We start from the raw sequence: 15,846 nt of genomic DNA, 5'->3' as shown, positions 1-15,846 counted from the left end.
GGCGTGGCTCAGCGCGGATCCGTGGCCAGGAGGTCGTCGGTGAGCCCGTTGTCGAGTCGTTCGGAGCGGCGGCTCGCAAACTTTCTCCTACGACGATGTCGAAGCGGTGCCGAGCCGTTCGACGCAGCGGTGACAGGCAGGACCACCAGCAACCAGAAGGAGATGCAGATGCCGCGTTTCATGGGCTTCGTGAGGATGGAAGAGGGCATCGGAGCGCCCCCGCAGTCGCTCTTCGAGGCGATGGACGTCCACATCGGCGAGCGGGCCGCCAAGGGTGTGTTCCTCGACGGCGGGGGCCTCTACGGCACGGAGGACGCCGTGAACTTCGTCGTCGACAACGGCACGGTGACACGGGTCGACGGGCCGTACGCCGAGAGCAAGGAGATCGTCGGCGGCTGGGCGATCATGCAGTACGACTCGCTCGAGGAGGCCGTCGCCGACCAGCGCGAGTTCGCCGAGCTGCACGCGAAGCACTGGCCCGAGGTCAAGGTCGTCGCGACGCTGCGCCAGATCTCCGAAGGGCCGGACGCACCCGGCGCGTGAGGTCTCGGTCTGCGCCGGCACCGGGAAGCAGCCGTGCCGGCGCAGACCTGACACGGCTGGCCCCAGGCCTACAGGTCTCGCTCGTACGCACGCAGGAGGGGACCGCCCTCGCCTTCGGTGCGGCGGAACCCGGCCGCCTCGTAGAGGCGCTGCGCCAGACCGTCGTCCTCACTGGTGACGACCAAGGCGTAGTCGGCGCCCTGGTCGCGTGCGACCCGGATGGCCTCGGTGATCAGCTCCCGTCCGTACCCGCGTCCCCGCTGGCCCGGGAGCACGTACAGCTCGGCGAGGTACGCCTCGTGTGCGGTGCTCCAGACCGAAGGCTGGAGACGCATCACGGCGACGCCCACGCCGGCACCGGTCTCGGGCTCCTGGGCGAGCAGGACCACGACGTGGTGGTCCCCGAGCAGCTGGGCCAGGCGGGCTGCCAGTTGTTCAGGCGGAGGGGTCGGCTCGGAATACTCGGTGTTGAAGTCGTGCAGCAGCTGCGCGGCCGCTGCCAGCTCGCGCCGCGAGTCAGCCCTGACCTCGATGACCATGGTGACAGTCTGCCTCCGGCCCCGAACCCGCCTGCCGAACTGCGCTCGACCCTCCCGGCTCAGGGCGTCGTATCGGGAAGGCCGGAGCGGCCCCGTGGTGGCGAGATCCGGATCTGTGTCGACGTCGGGGGGGTCAGTCGACGCCGATGTCCTCGTTCCACAGGTCGGGGCGGGCCGCGATGAAGTCGGTCATCATGCGCACGCAGTCGGGGTCGTCGAGCAGGACGACCTCCACGCCGGCGTCGTCCGCGAGCCAGTCGTGGCCTCCGGTGAACGTCCGGGACTCGCCGATGACCAGCCGGCCGATGCCGAACTGCCGGATCAGCCCCGAGCAGTACCAGCACGGCGACAGCGTGGTCACCATCGTCGTCCCGCGGTAGGACCGCTGCCGGCCCGCCTTGCGGAAGGCGTCGGTCTCCCCGTGGATGGAGGGGTCGTCCTCCTGCACCCGGCGGTTGCGGCCGCGTCCGAGCAGCGTGCCGTCGGCAGCGAAGAGCGCACCGCCGATGGGTATGCCGCCCTCCGCCAGCCCCGCACGCGCCTCGGCCAGGGCGACCGCGAGCATCTCGCGGTCGGACTCGGACCCAGCGGAGGGCAGGACGGTCATGCCGTCACCTCCACGGAGGTGCGGGCGGGCAGCACGCGCCGCAGGACGGCATACAACCCCGCGGCGAGGACGAACCCGACGAGGAAGGTGATGTCACCGACCCCCGGGCTGGCCTTGACGATGACGCCGGTGTACAGCTGCTGGTTGGAGAACAGCCAGATCGAGACCACCATGGCCACGAACATCGCGATGGCCCCGGCCCAGTTGACGTAGCGCCGGTCGGTGGCGATCGCGCTCACCTCGGCCCTCGGGTCCCCTCGGCGCAGCAGGCGGTCGGTGAGGACGACGCCCAGCCACGGGCCGATCCAGTAGGCGATGACGAGCAGGAAGTTCTCGTAGTTGGTACCGGCGTTCTGGAGGCCGAAGAGCGCCAGAACGAGACCGAGCAGGCCGAAGATGACCGCGACGACGGCTCGGGCCCGGTGCGGCGGCAGCTTGATGCCGAGCGCGAGGAACGACATGGCGCCGGAGTAGATGTTGAGGGCGTTGGCCGCGACCGCACCCAGCGCGATGCACAGGAGGGTGAGGTCGCCGAGCCACGTCGGCATGAGCCCGGTGTAGACGCCGGGGTCGACCGCGGCGGCCTTGCCCGCAGCCGAGACCATCGCCGCGCCGGCCGCCTCGAGGACGATGCACGAGATGGTGATGCCGAGCGCGGCGAAGAGCCCGACGGCCCTGGCCTTGGACGTCCTCGGCAGGTAGCGGGTGTAGTCCGACGCGTACGGGTTCCAGCCGCAGGCGTAGCCGAACGCCGCTGCCGTCTGGATGAGGAACGCGCCCGGGACCGGCTTGCCCGCCGCGCCCAGGTCCGCCTTGGAGAACACGTAGAACAGGCCGATGGCGAAGACGACCGCGAGCAGCGGCAGCGCATAGCGCTCGAAGGCGTGGACGAGGTTGTGCCCCAGGAACGCGATGAGCAGCTGCGCCGCGACCACCACGACCAGGCAGACCCAGCTCGGCAGGCTTGCCACGAGGGCGTGGAGGGCCAGGGCCCCGCTGATGCTGTTGACCGCGAACCACCCGACGCCGGCCACGAGCGCGTTGAGCCCGGCGGGCAGGATGTTGCCGAGGAAGCCGAAGCCGGTGCGCGAGAGCACCATCTGCGCCAGGCCGTGCTGGGGACCCCAGCTCGACAGGACGCCGTGCGTCACCGAGCCGAGGACCGTGCCGAGGACGATCGCGGCCAGCGTCTGCCCGAAGGACAGGCCGAAGAAGAGCGGCCCGATGATGCCCACGGCGACCGTCGCGAACTCGAGGTTCGGGCTCATCCAGGTCCACAGGAGGTTGACCGGGCTGCCGTGCCGCTCGCTGTCGGGGATCTGCTCGATCCCACCCGGCTCGACGGCCAGGGTCTTGGCGCCGTAGTGCTCGGCGGCAATGGGGTTGGCGTCCTCGAGGGGAACGGCTTGCCGCTCGGCTGGTGTCATGGGCGCGATGATCCCGCACCTGCCGACCCCTGTGGGTTTCTGAGGTGTAACGGGAGGCTGAATGGCCGCTGAGTGCTGTGCCGCTGGTCCGCGCCGGGGACGCGCTGGCGCACGATGATGGGACCGTGCGCGGCGTGTTGCTCGATCTCGATGGTGTGGTCTATGTGGGTGACCGGGCGGTGCCAGGTGCCGCCGAGGCGATTGACTGGCTCCGCCATGAGGGCATAGCGCACGTCTTCCTGACCAACACCACTTCGCGGCCGCGACAGGCGATCGTCGCCAAGCTGGCTGGTCTGGGGATCCCGGCGGAGGCGGACCAGGTCCTCACACCGGCAGTCTCTGCGGTGGCATGGCTGCGGCGCCACGGCATCACCCGTCCCGCGGTGTTCGTTCCGGATGCGACCGCCGCGGAGTTCGCCGATGTGGACCCTCTCCCGGACGGCCTGGAGCGGGGCGCTGGTGCGGTGGTGATCGGCGACCTGGGCGCTGGGTGGAGCTACTCCGCCCTCAACCGCGCACTTCGCCTGCTGATGAGCGACCCGGTGATCCCGTTGATCGCCTTGGGGATGACCCGGTACTGGCGGGCCGAAGACGGCCTGCGACTGGACGCGGGCGCCTTCGTGCGGGCGTTGGAGTACGCCACGGGCCGCACCGCGGTCGTCGTGGGGAAGCCGGATCCGACGTTCTTCGGCGCCGCGGTCGATGCCCTGGACGTTCCGGCGGACCAGGTCATCATGGTCGGCGACGACATCCACACCGACGTGGAGGGCGCACAGCGGGCGGGCCTGACCGGTGTGCTCGTGCGCACGGGCAAGTTCAGGGCGTCCGATCTCGGTGGCGGGGTGAGCCCCGACGCCGTGCTCGACTCTGTGGCCGACCTGCCACGTCGGTGGGACCGGCTCTGAGCTGAGTGGGTTGGCTCGAGGCCCTGGCGACGACACGCGCCTCGCAGCCAATTGACGCGGGGTGGAGTCCACGGCAACGCTCCACTGGAACGGTCGTGAGCGACCGCTTCTGCCGATGACAGGGGGCTCCCCAAACGATTGCCTAAGCATGTCGTCATGCTGGATGAGGCCACTGCGCGGCGCGAGGTCGAGAGCGTCATGCCGGGCTGGCCGAAGCCAGCTTCGCCGGACCCAGAGTTCGTCGTCTGGAAGGTCCAGGAGCATTCGCGCGCATGGATAGCGCACTTCGCAACGCGCCGCTGGGTCGCGTCACGGTCGATCTCTGATCTGTCGGTCGGGTCGTCCGCGTTCGTCGTCGACAAGGCCACGGGTGCTGTCCATCTCTATGGCTCGGCTCCAAGCGAGTACGACAAGTTCAGGCTCTGGCTCGACGAAAACGGCGACCCGAACAGCATCTGACCCATGCTCGGTCATGCCGCTCGTCGGACAACCGTCAGGGACCAGCGAGCAGCCCGCGGCAGCCCTCGAAGGGAGCGCTGCAGGTGAACCTGCCGCCCTTCGATCTGCTCACCGGGGTCGGCGGGCAGATCGTGCACGGCGTAGGCGAGCTGAACGACGACCGTTGCGGACAGGAACCAGTTGACGGAGCCACCGGCTGGATACCGGAGTCGGCGGACCTGCCTGCACGACTGACCTGATACACCGAACTCCCTCAGCTCGTCGGTGTAGCGGGATGGAAGGCTGCCGGCTGCGCCTCTGTCTGCTCCTCGAGCGCCTCGGACCAGGCGTCCAGCAGCTCCTGTGCCGGTGAGCCAGGCTCGACGGAAAGGGCGACGACCTCCCGGGTGCTGCCCTTGCGCGCCATCTGGGCGTCCTCGGCGGACATGGCGACCGTCAGCGGGTCCAGGGCTGCCCAGTTGAGGTGTGCGAGGTGGTCGCGGCGCAGCGTGCCGGCATACACCGGCTCGACGCCGCCGGCGCTGTCACCGGTGCTACTGCGGATGAGCAGCACGCGGACCTCCGTGGCGGTGACCGCCACGGCCAGGGCCTCCTTGGCGGTCGCCAGGACGGTCGAGGCGATGGCGCTGGCGTAGAGGGCGTTGCGGTCGGTCTTGGTGCGCTTGCGCAGCGTCAGCTTTCCCCCGGGGGTCGTGTCGGGCCGAACGTCCGGGACCAGGTCGATGCCGCCGTAGGTGACGACGGCGGTGACGTATCGGACGCCGGTGTCGGAAGCTGCGCCGGCGTCGACGCAGGTGGAATCGCTGGCGTTGTCCGCGAACGCCTCCTCGACGGCCTCGATCACCGTCTGCGGGTCATGGTCGACCAGCGCGTCCCACTGCTGGTCGAGTCGGCACTGCTCGAGCTGGGCGGCCACCAGCGCGCCGGTGTGCCGGCGCTGGGTCTCGGCAGGGGCCTGTTGTGTGGCCCAGGCCTTCGCCTGCCGGCGCTCAGTCCGCTTCCAGAACGGCACCCCGGCGATGGCCGACTGGTACAGCTCGCGGCGCACCCGTTCGTCCGCGGCTGAGCCCGGGAGCGGGGGGATGGCCACGAGGGGCCGTGTCGATTCGGGGAAGTCCTCGTGGTGCAGCGTCGTGAGGGAGCGTTCCACCGCGGCGACGGCCGCGACCTGCTGGGCGCGTTCGGCGGCCCGGGCTTGGGCCTGCAGCTGGGCGACGGTGGGCTGCCGGGGCCGCGCCGGGGTTGCCGACGACCGAGTCGACGCGCCCGAGGAGGACCGCGTGGACGAGCCCGCCCGGCTGCGGCGTGAGCCACCACCGACGGCGGTGGAGACGGTGAAGGGCCCGGCCCCCGAGGAGATGCGGGTCCGGCCCGCGCCCACGTGCACTCTGGCGGCGCGGGGGCCGATGCTGGTGCGCACTCCCCTGCTGAAGGCGCGCACGCGCACTCCGGGGGCGAGTTTGAAGCTGACGCCGAGGCCCATCTACCGGTCCTGCCTTCCCGGACGCGCGGCCTGCGGTCCTTGCACTGTCGTCGCCATGGGGGTGCGGCTCACGCGGCACGCCAGCGTGCCCGGGTGTCGCCGGCCTTGTACGAGCAGCGCATCAGCGTGCCCGCGCTCGTGTAGCCCAGCGCCCCCGCTGGCGAGCAGAAGGCACCAGGGTGCACGCCCTGCCTCGGCGCCGGCGCAGCGGGCGAGGGCGACGGGCTGGGCTGGGGCGCTGGCTTGGGTGCCGGCTTGACGGTCGGTTGGGGAGCGGGTGCCACGGTCGTCTTCGGCGCGGGCGGTGCGGGCGGTGCGGGCGGCGCGTAGACCGGGAACCCCCCGAGCTTGGCCACGGATACCGCCGGGACTGGCGTGGCCGGGCAAGCCGTGAGGACACGGGCCATGGCGGCGCGCTCCGCGGCTGTCACGGCCAGCTGGTACCGGGCCTTGACGGCTACCTGGCGGGCTACATACGTGCACCGGTACGACGTCGCCGGCGGCAGCCAGGTGGCCGCGTCACCGCTGCCCTTGGAGGCGTTGATCGAGGCGGACACCGCCGTCAGGTCCAGCGTGTCGTTGGCGAACGAGGTCCGCTTCGCCTGGGGCCATCCTGCGGCGCCCTTGACCCATGCGTCGGCCAGTGCAACGACGTGGTCGATCTGCACCGGCGAACTGGCGGAGGTGCGCGAGAAGGGCACCGTCTTGCCGGTGTATGGGTCCACGAGGGTGCCGGTCATGACCGCGCACCCGTTCGTGTCGGCCTTGAGCGTCACCGAGCGAAGATCGCGTCGGAGGGTGTCATTGCGTTGGTCGCAGCCGTTGCGGTCGGTGTCGCTCCACGCGGGGCCGAACGCCTCGCGGCTGTAGCCCGTCATCGGGGCCCGGCCCTTGACCGCCAAGGTGCCGAGCAGCGCGAAAGCCGTGCCGGGCCGGGCCTGCGCGATCTCGGCGCTGACCGGGTCGGTCGCGGACGAGCTGGCGCTTGCGGGGGTCGACGTCGGGGAGGCGGTGGCCGGCTCGTTCGTCGCGGAGTCGGCCGCCGGCGAGGTCGCCGGCGCGGCGGGGAGAACCGTCTGCGGGGTCGTGGGGGCGGACACCGGCGAGGGTGACAGCGCCCCGCCGACCGACACGGCCACCAGCGCACCGACCAGGGCCACCGCACCAGCGGCACGACTCGGCAGGTGAGCCCACTGCACGTGCCCGCGGACGAGTGTCACGATGGCGACGAAGAAAGCGAACATCCCCGCGAAGAGCAGTGCACCGCCGATGCCCGAGACCAGCCCGGCGAGCGTCGTCACGGCCAGGCCGCCCCAGCCGGCAACGGCGAGCATGCGGCCTCGGCCGGAGCTGCCCGCCGGATGCGCCGTGTCGGCGACGAAGGCAGAAACCGCAGCGCCCGGCGGCCCGTCAGCCGTGCTCTGTTGCTGACGCGACCACACCGTCGGGGGTCGCACGGGTAGTGCACTCCCGTAGGGCGGGCTGGTCGGCTGATCCCGGAGTGGCGGCAGCGAGGAAGAGGCCGAGGAGACGCCGCCCGGGGTCTCCGGCGCGCTCCTCCAGAACTGCCAGCCGTCCGGTGCTGGAGGCCAGGCCGGGTCGGGCAGCCAGCCGGGTGGCGGAACCCATCCGGTCGGTGGTGTGGGCCATCCCGGTGGTGCGTGGAACTCGACAGGCATTCGAACTCAATGATCCTCTTGTTGCGGCAGGCCCTTGGCCTGTCATCTCACGCTATGTCGCCGTTCCCGACCGTTCCCGGCTTCGAGCGGCGTCCTGCTGTGGTTTGCGTAACGTCGGCATATCGCTTGACCGGGGACGGCCATCGTCCTTAATGCCAGCAACGGCAGTGGGCCAACGGGCGCCCCCTGGGCGAGAACGAGCCGACGAGGGCACGCCTGCTGCCGCGAACGCCACCGCCCCTGTGGCCCACGCCGCCCGATGCGCCCTGAGGCTACGTGCTCGGTACGCCGTACGCTGCGAAATGACCGTTTTACCTAGAGGGGTCCTTCTGCGTGGACGGCGGCGCCTGCTGCGGCGCCGGCACCGCACAGGCACTCGTGCGCCGTGAAGCCCTCACGACGTTCCAGCGCGTCACCGCTCCCGATCTCCCCGCGCGGCTGTGCCAGGCAGTTGGACATCAACCGACGCAGCCGAGCCGCCGACATGCCCATCTGGCCCCCTTTCGAGTGGTCCGAGGACCCCCGACCGTGCCCCTCCGTGACCATATCCCTGGGCATGTCCGCCACTCTGGGTGCTCGCGACGGGCCGATAGGCCGGCTCCGGGGGGCGGGTCGTGACCGGTCGATTGCTCTCGTCCTGGACCAGCGAAGCTCTTGGCGTTTCCGCTGATCGCGGCGCGTGCGAACGACGACCGGGTACGCCTGCGGCCCGCGCTTGCGAGATGTGGCCGATGAGACATGGTGACTGCACGACTGGGGCGAAGATCGAGTCGTCAGGTCCCACCGTGTGAGGAGGCCAGCATGCCCACCGTCTCGGCCAACGGCATCGACATCTACTACGAGGTCCAAGGGGAGGGCTCGCCGCTGGTCCTCATCCCCTACCTCGCCGCCGACCAAGCCTGCTACGCCTTTCAGGTCGCCGACTACGCGCAGCACTTCACGTGCTACACCGTCGACCTCAGAGGAGCCGGGCTGTCGGGAAAGCCCGAGGGCACCTACACCACCGAGCTCCTCGCCGACGACGTCGCGGCGTTCATGCAGGTGGTCGGCCTCGAGCATGCCCATGTCATGGGACTCTCACTCGGTGCGGCCACCAGTATGTGGCTCGCGGCGAAGCACCCCCAGCGGGTCACGTCGCTGTCCTTGCACAGCGCCTGGGACAAGACCGACCCCTACCTCGCCGCGGTCGTCCGGACCTGGCGGACGATGGCGAAGCAGCTCGACAGCGTCACCGACATGGTGATCCAGGGGATCTTCCCGTGGTGTTTCACCCCGGAGCTGTACGCGGCGAAGCCGGAGTACATCGAGTCGCTCGCGGACTTCGTCAGGAGCCGCCCGATGCCGACGGTGAACGCCTTCATGCGGCAGTCGGACGCCGTGCTGGCGCACGACGCGACCGACGTGCTCGACCGGATCTCAGCGCCGACCCTGCTCACCTTCGGTGAGCACGACCAATGCACCTCGACCCGGTTCGCGAGCGCCATCACGTCGCGTATCCCTGATACCGAGCTCGTCGTCTTCGACGGGTGCGCGCACGCACCGATCTACCAAGACGTCGAGGGCTTCAACACCCGGACCCTCGCGTTCCTGCAGAAGCCCGACCGCTGACCCGCCGGACGGCCTGGCAGCTGCCGTCCCGGCAGGGGAACGTGCTGGGTGACCAGAGAGGTCGGAGCTCTCGAGACGGTCCTACCGGACCCGGTGGGTGAACCGCGTCGGGTCGAAGGCCGGAACCGCTGCGACTGGGCCGCGTGCGACGAGGTCGGCCACCAGTGACGCCGTGGGAGCCGCGAGGCTGAGCCCGAGCATGTTGTGCCCGGTCGCCACGACGATGCGTTCGGCACCCGGTGCGCAGCCGATGAGCGGCTTGCCGTCGGGTGTCATGGGACGAGGCCCGACCTGCTCGTCGGTGCTGCGGCTCCAGTCGATCCTGGACAGGTAGGGCGCCGCCTTGCGCTTCATGACGTCGATGCGCCCGGCATGCAAGCCTTCGGCGGTCCCGTCGAGCTCCACCATGCCGACCACCCTCGTCCGGTCGCCCATGGGGGTCACCCCGACATGGGTCTCACCGAGCCGCAGCACGTGCGTCGGTGGGTGCTCGGGATGGATCGTGAAGCTGTAGCCCTTGCCCGGGGTCACATACCCCCGGATCCCCAGCGGCCGCAGCAGCTGCTCGGACCACGCACCGGCGGCGATGACGGCATGGCCGGCTTCCACGACACCCGAGCGCGTGGCGAGCTCGACCCGTGTCCCGCGCTGGCGCACCGCTCGGACCGGCGTGTCCGTCACCAAGCGCACGCCGCGTGCCGCCAGCGCTTCGCCGAGGCGGTCCACCAACCGAGACGGGTCCAGCCACCGGTCGCCCCGATGGACGAAACCGACCTGCGCGGCGTCGCCGAGCCCGGGCTCGAGCTCGAGCAGGGCCTGCCGCTCCAGGATCGGCTCGGGCGCCGGGCAGAGGCCGCGCCGCGAGACCGCGAGCAGGGACGCTCGTGACGCCTCCGCCTCGTCGCGGGTCGGGTGCAGCATGAGGAAACCCTCGTCCTGCAAGCCGTCGATGATCCCTTCCTCGACGAGCTCGTCCACGAGACCGGGCGTACGCCGGTTGAGCAGGTCGAGGTCGTCCCAGGACCGGAGGAACCTGTCCTCGCCCGAGCTCGCGAGGAACCGTGCGAGGTAGCCCGCCACGCGCGGCAGCGCTCGCGCGCTCAAGCGGAAGCTGCCGCTGTCCGGCGAGGTGAGCGAGCGCATACCGTCGCGGACGACACCCCACGACGGGAGCGGGTCGCTGCGTGCCGGGCAGACCCAGCCCCCGTTGACGCGAGCCGCGCCCCCGCCGATCCCGCTTCCCGCCTCGAGGACCGTGACGGCATACCCACGCTCGAGCAGGTAGTGCGCGCTGAACAGGCCGATCAGCCCGCCACCGACGACGGCGACCTCACCGGTCGGCATCAGAACCGTGGGTCCGTGATGTCGCCGGGCAGGTGCGGCTGGGCCCGCGCGCTGAGCTCGGCGTCCTTGATCTGGGATCGCCGCTCGTCGTCGGGGTCCACGTCGGCCTCGGGGTCGACGTGCGTGGGGTCGAGGACGCGCTTGAGGAAGGTCCGGGTCCGGTGGTGCTGCGGGTCGCCGATGACGCGGTCGGGGTGTCCGTCCTCGACGATGACGCCGCCGTCCATGAAGATGACGCGGTCGGCGACCTCCCGCGCGAACGCCATCTCGTGGGTCACCACGATCATCGTCATGCCTTCGGACGCGAGCCGTCGCATGACGGCCAGCACGTCGCCGACGAGCTCGGGGTCGAGGGCAGAGGTCGGCTCGTCGAAGAGCATGAGCTCCGGGTCCATCGAGAGCGCGCGGGCGATCGCGACGCGCTGCTGCTGGCCACCGGAGAGCTGCGCGGGGAAGGCGTCGGCCCGGTCCGCGAGCCCCACCTTGTCGAGGTTGGCCCGGGCGACCTTCTCGGCCTCGGCCTTGCTCCGCTTGTGGACGACCTGCTGCGCCATGGTGCAGTTCTCGAGGACGGTCAGGTGCGAGAAGAGGTTGAACTGCTGGAAGACCATTCCCATCCTGCTGCGCACCCGGTCGATGTCGCAGTCGGGGTCGGTGACGTCGATCCCGTCGACGAGCACCGTGCCGCCGCTCGGCTGCTCGAGCAGGTTGATGCACCGCAGCAGCGTGGACTTGCCCGAGCCCGAGGGCCCGATGACGCAGACCACCTCGCCCTGCCTGATCGAGGCGGTGATGTTGGTCAGCACCTCGACCGACCCGAACGACTTGCGGAGGTCCGTGATCTCGACGACGACGGCCCCGCCGTCCGATGAGGTCGTATGCGTCGTGCCTGGGTTCGCTGTCATCGTGCCCTCGCCGACTTCGCTTCCATGCGCCTGACCGCGAAGGTGAGCGGCAGCGTGATGAGGAGGTAGCAGAGACCCGCGATGACGAGCGGCGTGAGGTTCGCGTTCGTGTTGGCGAGGTCCCGGCCGTACTTGGTCAGGTCGAAGGACGTCGCCGACAGCCCGATGATGTAGGCGAGCGAGCTGTCCTTCACGACGAGGATGAGCTCGTTCGTCAACGGCGGGGTGACGATCCGGAACGCCTGCGGGAGAACGATCTTGCGGGTCGCGGCCCCGGCCGGCATGCCGAGCGAGCGGGCCGCCTCGACCTGCCCCTTCGGCACGGCCTGGATGCCGGCGCGGATCGTCTCGGCCATGTAGGCCGCTGCGACGATGCCAAGAGCGCTCCACACCGTCCCGTAGATGCCGAACGGGATCTCCAGGCCGGGGAAGGCCAGCGGGAGCAGCCCAAAGGCCAGCAGCACGATGATCGCCGGCAGCCCCCGGAAGAACTCGATGTAGACCGTCGCGATCCAGCGGTAGGGACCGACGGAGGACAGCCGCATGAGGGCCAGGATCGTCCCCAGCACCAGGCCGAGGACGAAGGCGCCGAGCGCATACGCGACGGTGTTGAAGAGCGCGCGGCCGAGCCCCTGGGTCAGGGTGTCGACGATCAGGTCGCCCCGGAAGAAGACCTTCTGGATCTGGCGCAGGTCTGCGACCGCGATGAGGACGACGACGGCGGCGACGAGAACGGCGTACTGCACCCACCGGATGCGCTGGGCCCGCTTGCGGGGCGAGAGGGAACGCCCTCGCCCCGCTGCTGCAGGGGACGTCATGGCACCGACCTCAGGACACGCTCGGCATCACGGCCGGCTCGGAGCCGAACCACTTCTTGTAGCTGGCCTTGTAGGACCCGTCCTGGATCGACTTCTTCAGGGCCGCGTTGAAGGCGTCCTTGATCTTGGCGGCGTTGGCATCGTCCTTCTGGAAGAGGAAGCCGTACTGCTCACCGGTGTCGAACTCCTTGACCACCGCGAAGTCCGGGTTGGTCTTGGTGAAGTCGAGCAGTGGTCCGTTGTCGTTGATCGCGGCGTCGACCCGGCCGGACTGCACGCCGGCGATCTCGGTGGGCAGGTCGTCGAAGACAACGGTCTCGTAGCCGTTGGCGTCCTTGTTCTTGTCGGCGTAGGCCTGCCCGGTCGTGTCGGTCTGGACACCGAGCTTCTTGCCCTTGAGCGACGACAGGTCGGTGATGCCGGAGGACTTCTTCGCCAGGAGGGCCTGTGTCGCGCTGAAGTACGGCGTCGAGAACGCCACCGACTTCTTGCGCTTGTCGTTGATGGTGACCGCGCCCATCGCCATGTCGCACTTCTTCGCGGCGAACACGGCACCGGAGGTCTGCGAGGCGAAGTCGATGTCGACGATGGTCACGTCGGGCTGCCCCAGCTGCTTCGCCGCGGCCTGCGCGAGGTCCATGTCGAAGCCGACGACCTTGCCGGAGCTGTCCTTGAACTCGAACGGCTTGTAGGACAGGTGGGTGCAAACGGTGAGGGTCCCCTGGCTCACGAGCTGCGGTCCACCCGAGGGGTTGCTCGCTGCGTTGTTGTTGCTCGAGCCCGAGCCGCAGGCGGCGAGGGCGAGGGAGGTGGCGGAGACGACCGCCGCGACGCCGAGAATTCTTGACCTGACCTGCGACATCTGTGTTCCTCCAGGGTTGTTGGTTTCGGCGAGACTACAGAGGGGTGTCTCATCCGGATACGTTCCCAAGGGCACGTTCCGGTAACTCGACCGGCCGGCCGGGTGGGCGTCTCGAAGGGTGGACGGACGCGCCGCGAGTACAGTGCCGAGGTGCCCCGGCAGCCCGATCGCCTCCCGACCGCACGGTTGTCGCTACGGCGGCCGGCGCAGGCTGATGCCGTCGCGGTCCTCGGGATCCTGTCCGATCCAGCGGTCGTCCAGCACAACCCGTCGGAGCGGGTGACGGAGCTCGAGGACGTCGAGGTGCTGATGCGGCACTGGCTGGCACATTGGGAGCGGCACGGGTTCGGGAACTGTTGCGTCTTCGAGACGCCGACCGGTCGACTCATCGGCAACTGCGGTGTTCGGTGGATGACGATGCACGGGGACCGCGTCCTCAATCTGATGTATCGCTTTGATCCCTCGACCTGGGGACACGGCTATGCCACGGAAGCCGCGGGCGCCCTGGTGCACTGGGCGCAGGACTCGATTCCTGGCGAGCTCGTCGTCGCCCGCATCCGGCCCACGAACCTGGCCAGCCAGAGGGTCGCCACCAAGATCGGCCTGCGACGAGATCCCGCTTTCGACGACGAGGGCGAGGACGGCGGGGACTGGGCGTTCACCGATCGCTCGTAGGGGTGCGGGTGGGTGACAGGGTGCCAGCTCCTCCCGTGGTCAGGCGGCGACGAGGTCGTCGATCTGGTTGATCGCCGAGGAGGCCCCCCTCCACGACACCCATGTCGAGGACTTTCTGCAGCGCCTCGGCGGTGGCGTAGGTGCTGACGAACGTGGCGCGCGTGCCCCCGGCGACGCTTAGTCAGCAGTCCTGCCTTCTCCAGTACGGCGACGTGCTTCTGCACCGCGGCAAAGCTCATGTCGCAAGACGCCGCGAGCATCGAGACGGAGTGCTCGCCGGCCAGCACCCGGCGCAGGATGTCGCGTCGGGTGCGGTCGGACAGTGCGCGGAACCAGGCATCCGCCCGGTCTTCGTCGGCTCCATCCATGGAGACAACATGCAACCACATGGTTGTCTGTCGTCAGGCTTCCGCCGGAAGGTTCGCGGTGGCCGCGGCGTGAAGGCGCAGCCGACCTGCGGGCGTTCACAGCGGCGGCCCCGAAGTCGCAGGTGCGGGTTCCGGCCCGGGCAGCTACCGGCAATGGCGGCGAGGAGCGGCCGCGCGAGTCGGCCTGGTCGACACGACAAGCCTGCATGCCTCAGCAGAGTGCGAGCCGCCGCCATAGGACGACAACGACGCCCTCGCCGTCTAACGAGCTGCTCGGAAACTCCGTCAAGAGCAGACCCGGTCGCTTGTCCGCGCCGACAGGAGGCGAAAGGACGCAGCGTCGGAGTGGCGGCAGTGGGCGGCGAACGTGCTCAGCACGTACAACGTGCTCGAGGCGGCGACCCGGCTCGGCATCCGCAAGGTGATCTTCGCGTCGTCGGAGACGACCTGCGGGATCTGCTTCGCGCAGGGTGAGCGGCGCCCGCTCTACGTCCCGGTGGACGAGGAGCACCCGACGGTGCCGGAGGACTCGTACGCGATGTCGAAGGTCGCGAACGAGGTGACGGCGCGCTCGTTCCAGGCCCGCACCGGCGCCGACGTCTACGGGCTGCGGATCAACAACGTCATCGAGCCGCACGAGTACGCCGAGATGTTCCCGCCGTTCCTGGCCGACCCGGCGCTGCGGCGGCGCAACGTCTTCGCGTACATCGACACCCGTGACCTCGGCCAGATGGTGGCGCGCTGCCTGGAGGTCGACGGGCTCGGCTACGAGGTGTTCAACGTCGCGAACGCCGACATGTCCGTGGCCGCGACGACGGACGAGGTGCGCGAGCGCTTCTACGACGGGGTGGAGCTGCGGCGGCCGATGGGGCGCAACGAGACCTTCTACTCCATCGACAAGGCCCGCGACCTGCTCGGCTACTCGCCCGAGCATTCCTGGCGTGACGTCCTGCCGGACCCTGGCTACCGCGCCTGAAAGCGGCTGGCTCGGCGGGGTCTGGAAGGGCCCCTGAGCACCAGCCTTCATCACGAAGCCGTCTGATCCTGCACTCGTGTTTCGCATGCAGTCCGGCGGCTCCCGCGGGGCAGCGCTGCGCTACTTGGTGGCCGTCGAGTGGAGCCGTCTACCAGCCAACGGCCGGGACCACGCTCCGCGCAGCTTTGCTATGCGGAGATTCATCGGGGCCGCTTCAGGCCGTCTGGTTATGTGACATCTCTCTGGCCGGAGTGGCGGGACTCGCTTCTCAGAGCCCGCCACTCCGCTGACCACAATGAGCGCATGATCGGGGCCGCGAATCTGGAGCTTCTATGCGTCGACGCGAGGCCCTACTCGCTTGAACGCGTTATGTGAGGTCACGCGACCCCTGCACGCTCAGACCGCTCGATCACGACAGCGTTCCCATTTGCAGTCACGCCAAAGACGTAGGGAAGGTACATGGTCCCGCCGCCCGAATTGGCGGTCTCCGGGTGCAGAGTCAGGTAGTCGAAGTCGACGCCAATGACCGCGTTGCAGCCGAGCGCGTACGCCGACTCCTTCAACTCGTTGAGCGCGTTGCGTCGAATGTGAACGAGTGATGACATCAAACTCGCTCCCACATCAGTCGCTCGCGAGAAGACGCCAGAC

General features: G+C 69.6%; 16 protein-coding genes and 2 pseudogenes. 7 read left to right on the top strand and 11 right to left on the bottom strand.

Annotated elements, in window-relative coordinates:
• The first annotated feature begins 168 nt into the window (after positions 1 to 168).
• Entirely contained in the window at positions 169 to 543 is a 375-nt protein-coding gene (locus tag ABD241_RS09055; protein WP_344060858.1) for a YciI family protein, read from the top strand.
• A 68-nt stretch (positions 544 to 611) separates the two neighbouring features.
• Here the strand turns inward: ABD241_RS09055 and ABD241_RS09050 are convergent, their stop codons facing one another.
• The 3 genes from ABD241_RS09050 to ABD241_RS09040 form a co-directional block, all read right to left on the bottom strand.
• Positions 612 to 1,082: a GNAT family N-acetyltransferase gene (locus ABD241_RS09050; protein WP_344060855.1), complete on the bottom strand. Its 471-nt coding sequence runs from the start codon at positions 1,080 to 1,082 to the stop codon at positions 612 to 614.
• A 133-nt stretch (positions 1,083 to 1,215) separates the two neighbouring features.
• On the bottom strand, positions 1,216 to 1,689 hold the full coding sequence (locus ABD241_RS09045; RefSeq protein WP_344060852.1) for a nucleoside deaminase: 474 nt from the start codon (positions 1,687 to 1,689) through the stop codon (positions 1,216 to 1,218).
• Positions 1,686 to 3,116: a purine-cytosine permease family protein gene (locus ABD241_RS09040; protein WP_344060849.1), complete on the bottom strand. Its 1,431-nt coding sequence runs from the start codon at positions 3,114 to 3,116 to the stop codon at positions 1,686 to 1,688. Before ABD241_RS09040 ends, ABD241_RS09045 begins: the two co-directional genes overlap by 4 nt.
• A gap of 125 nt (positions 3,117 to 3,241) precedes the next feature.
• On the opposite strand from ABD241_RS09040, the gene ABD241_RS09035 reads away from it, so the two are divergent.
• The 3 genes from ABD241_RS09035 to ABD241_RS09025 all read left to right on the top strand — a co-directional run bounded on the left by ABD241_RS09035 (position 3,242) and on the right by ABD241_RS09025 (position 4,719).
• Positions 3,242 to 4,021, top strand: a complete 780-nt coding sequence (locus tag ABD241_RS09035; RefSeq protein ID WP_344060846.1) for a TIGR01458 family HAD-type hydrolase — start codon at positions 3,242 to 3,244, stop codon at positions 4,019 to 4,021.
• 156 nt (positions 4,022 to 4,177) lie between these two features.
• Complete coding sequence (locus ABD241_RS09030) at positions 4,178 to 4,480, top strand: YrhB domain-containing protein (protein ID WP_344060843.1); 303 nt, start codon at positions 4,178 to 4,180, stop codon at positions 4,478 to 4,480.
• A gap of 83 nt (positions 4,481 to 4,563) precedes the next feature.
• Entirely contained in the window at positions 4,564 to 4,719 is a 156-nt protein-coding gene (locus tag ABD241_RS09025; protein WP_344060840.1) for a hypothetical protein, read from the top strand.
• A 14-nt stretch (positions 4,720 to 4,733) separates the two neighbouring features.
• Here the strand turns inward: ABD241_RS09025 and ABD241_RS09020 are convergent, their stop codons facing one another.
• Together ABD241_RS09020 and ABD241_RS09015 are read right to left on the bottom strand one after the other, a co-directional pair.
• Positions 4,734 to 5,963, bottom strand: coding sequence for a DUF4236 domain-containing protein (locus tag ABD241_RS09020; protein ID WP_344060838.1), 1,230 nt, complete (start codon positions 5,961 to 5,963; stop codon positions 4,734 to 4,736).
• A gap of 68 nt (positions 5,964 to 6,031) precedes the next feature.
• Positions 6,032 to 7,297, bottom strand: coding sequence for an HNH endonuclease family protein (locus ABD241_RS09015; RefSeq protein WP_344060836.1), 1,266 nt, complete (start codon positions 7,295 to 7,297; stop codon positions 6,032 to 6,034).
• Positions 7,298 to 8,443: 1,146 nt separating this feature from the next.
• On the opposite strand from ABD241_RS09015, the gene ABD241_RS09010 reads away from it, so the two are divergent.
• The gene (locus ABD241_RS09010) at positions 8,444 to 9,250 is read left to right on the top strand and encodes an alpha/beta fold hydrolase (RefSeq protein ID WP_344060834.1); all 807 of its coding nucleotides are present in this window, start codon (positions 8,444 to 8,446) and stop codon (positions 9,248 to 9,250) included.
• 81 nt (positions 9,251 to 9,331) lie between these two features.
• Here the strand turns inward: ABD241_RS09010 and ABD241_RS09005 are convergent, their stop codons facing one another.
• The 4 genes from ABD241_RS09005 to ABD241_RS08990 are packed head-to-tail and all read right to left on the bottom strand — an operon-like array spanning position 9,332 to position 13,179.
• Positions 9,332 to 10,594, bottom strand: a complete 1,263-nt coding sequence (locus ABD241_RS09005; protein ID WP_344060831.1) for an NAD(P)/FAD-dependent oxidoreductase — start codon at positions 10,592 to 10,594, stop codon at positions 9,332 to 9,334.
• Positions 10,594 to 11,499 (bottom strand): amino acid ABC transporter ATP-binding protein, encoded by a 906-nt coding sequence (locus tag ABD241_RS09000; RefSeq protein ID WP_344060828.1) that lies wholly within the window; start codon positions 11,497 to 11,499, stop codon positions 10,594 to 10,596. Before ABD241_RS09000 ends, ABD241_RS09005 begins: the two co-directional genes overlap by 1 nt.
• Positions 11,496 to 12,317 carry an amino acid ABC transporter permease gene (locus ABD241_RS08995; protein ID WP_344060825.1) on the bottom strand — a complete coding sequence of 274 codons (822 nt, stop codon included), beginning with the start codon at positions 12,315 to 12,317 and terminating at the stop codon, positions 11,496 to 11,498. The genes ABD241_RS09000 and ABD241_RS08995 overlap by 4 nt, the downstream gene beginning before the upstream one ends.
• A 10-nt stretch (positions 12,318 to 12,327) precedes the next feature.
• Positions 12,328 to 13,179, bottom strand: a complete 852-nt coding sequence (locus ABD241_RS08990) for an ABC transporter substrate-binding protein (protein WP_344060822.1) — start codon at positions 13,177 to 13,179, stop codon at positions 12,328 to 12,330.
• 150 nt (positions 13,180 to 13,329) lie between these two features.
• On the opposite strand from ABD241_RS08990, the gene ABD241_RS08985 reads away from it, so the two are divergent.
• The gene (locus ABD241_RS08985; protein ID WP_344060819.1) at positions 13,330 to 13,854 is read left to right on the top strand and encodes a GNAT family N-acetyltransferase; all 525 of its coding nucleotides are present in this window, start codon (positions 13,330 to 13,332) and stop codon (positions 13,852 to 13,854) included.
• Between the two features lie 155 nt (positions 13,855 to 14,009).
• Here the strand turns inward: ABD241_RS08985 and ABD241_RS08980 are convergent.
• A pseudogene (locus tag ABD241_RS08980) lies at positions 14,010 to 14,222 on the bottom strand (ArsR/SmtB family transcription factor); the annotation flags it as partial.
• 349 nt (positions 14,223 to 14,571) lie between these two features.
• On the opposite strand from ABD241_RS08980, the pseudogene ABD241_RS08975 reads away from it, so the two are divergent.
• Positions 14,572 to 15,198: pseudogene (locus tag ABD241_RS08975) on the top strand (NAD-dependent epimerase/dehydratase family protein); the annotation flags it as partial.
• A 377-nt stretch (positions 15,199 to 15,575) separates the two neighbouring features.
• On the opposite strand, the gene ABD241_RS08970 reads toward ABD241_RS08975, so the two are convergent.
• Positions 15,576 to 15,803: a heavy metal-binding domain-containing protein gene (locus ABD241_RS08970; RefSeq protein ID WP_344060816.1), complete on the bottom strand. Its 228-nt coding sequence runs from the start codon at positions 15,801 to 15,803 to the stop codon at positions 15,576 to 15,578.
• Between the last annotated feature and the right edge of the window lie 43 nt (positions 15,804 to 15,846).

The sequence above is a fragment of the Terrabacter lapilli genome, assembly GCF_039531305.1.
Classification (GTDB): Bacteria; Actinomycetota; Actinomycetes; order Actinomycetales; family Dermatophilaceae; genus Terrabacter; species Terrabacter lapilli.
Note: the sequence above shows the minus strand (reverse complement) of the source record. Positions and strands in the feature narration are given on the sequence as shown.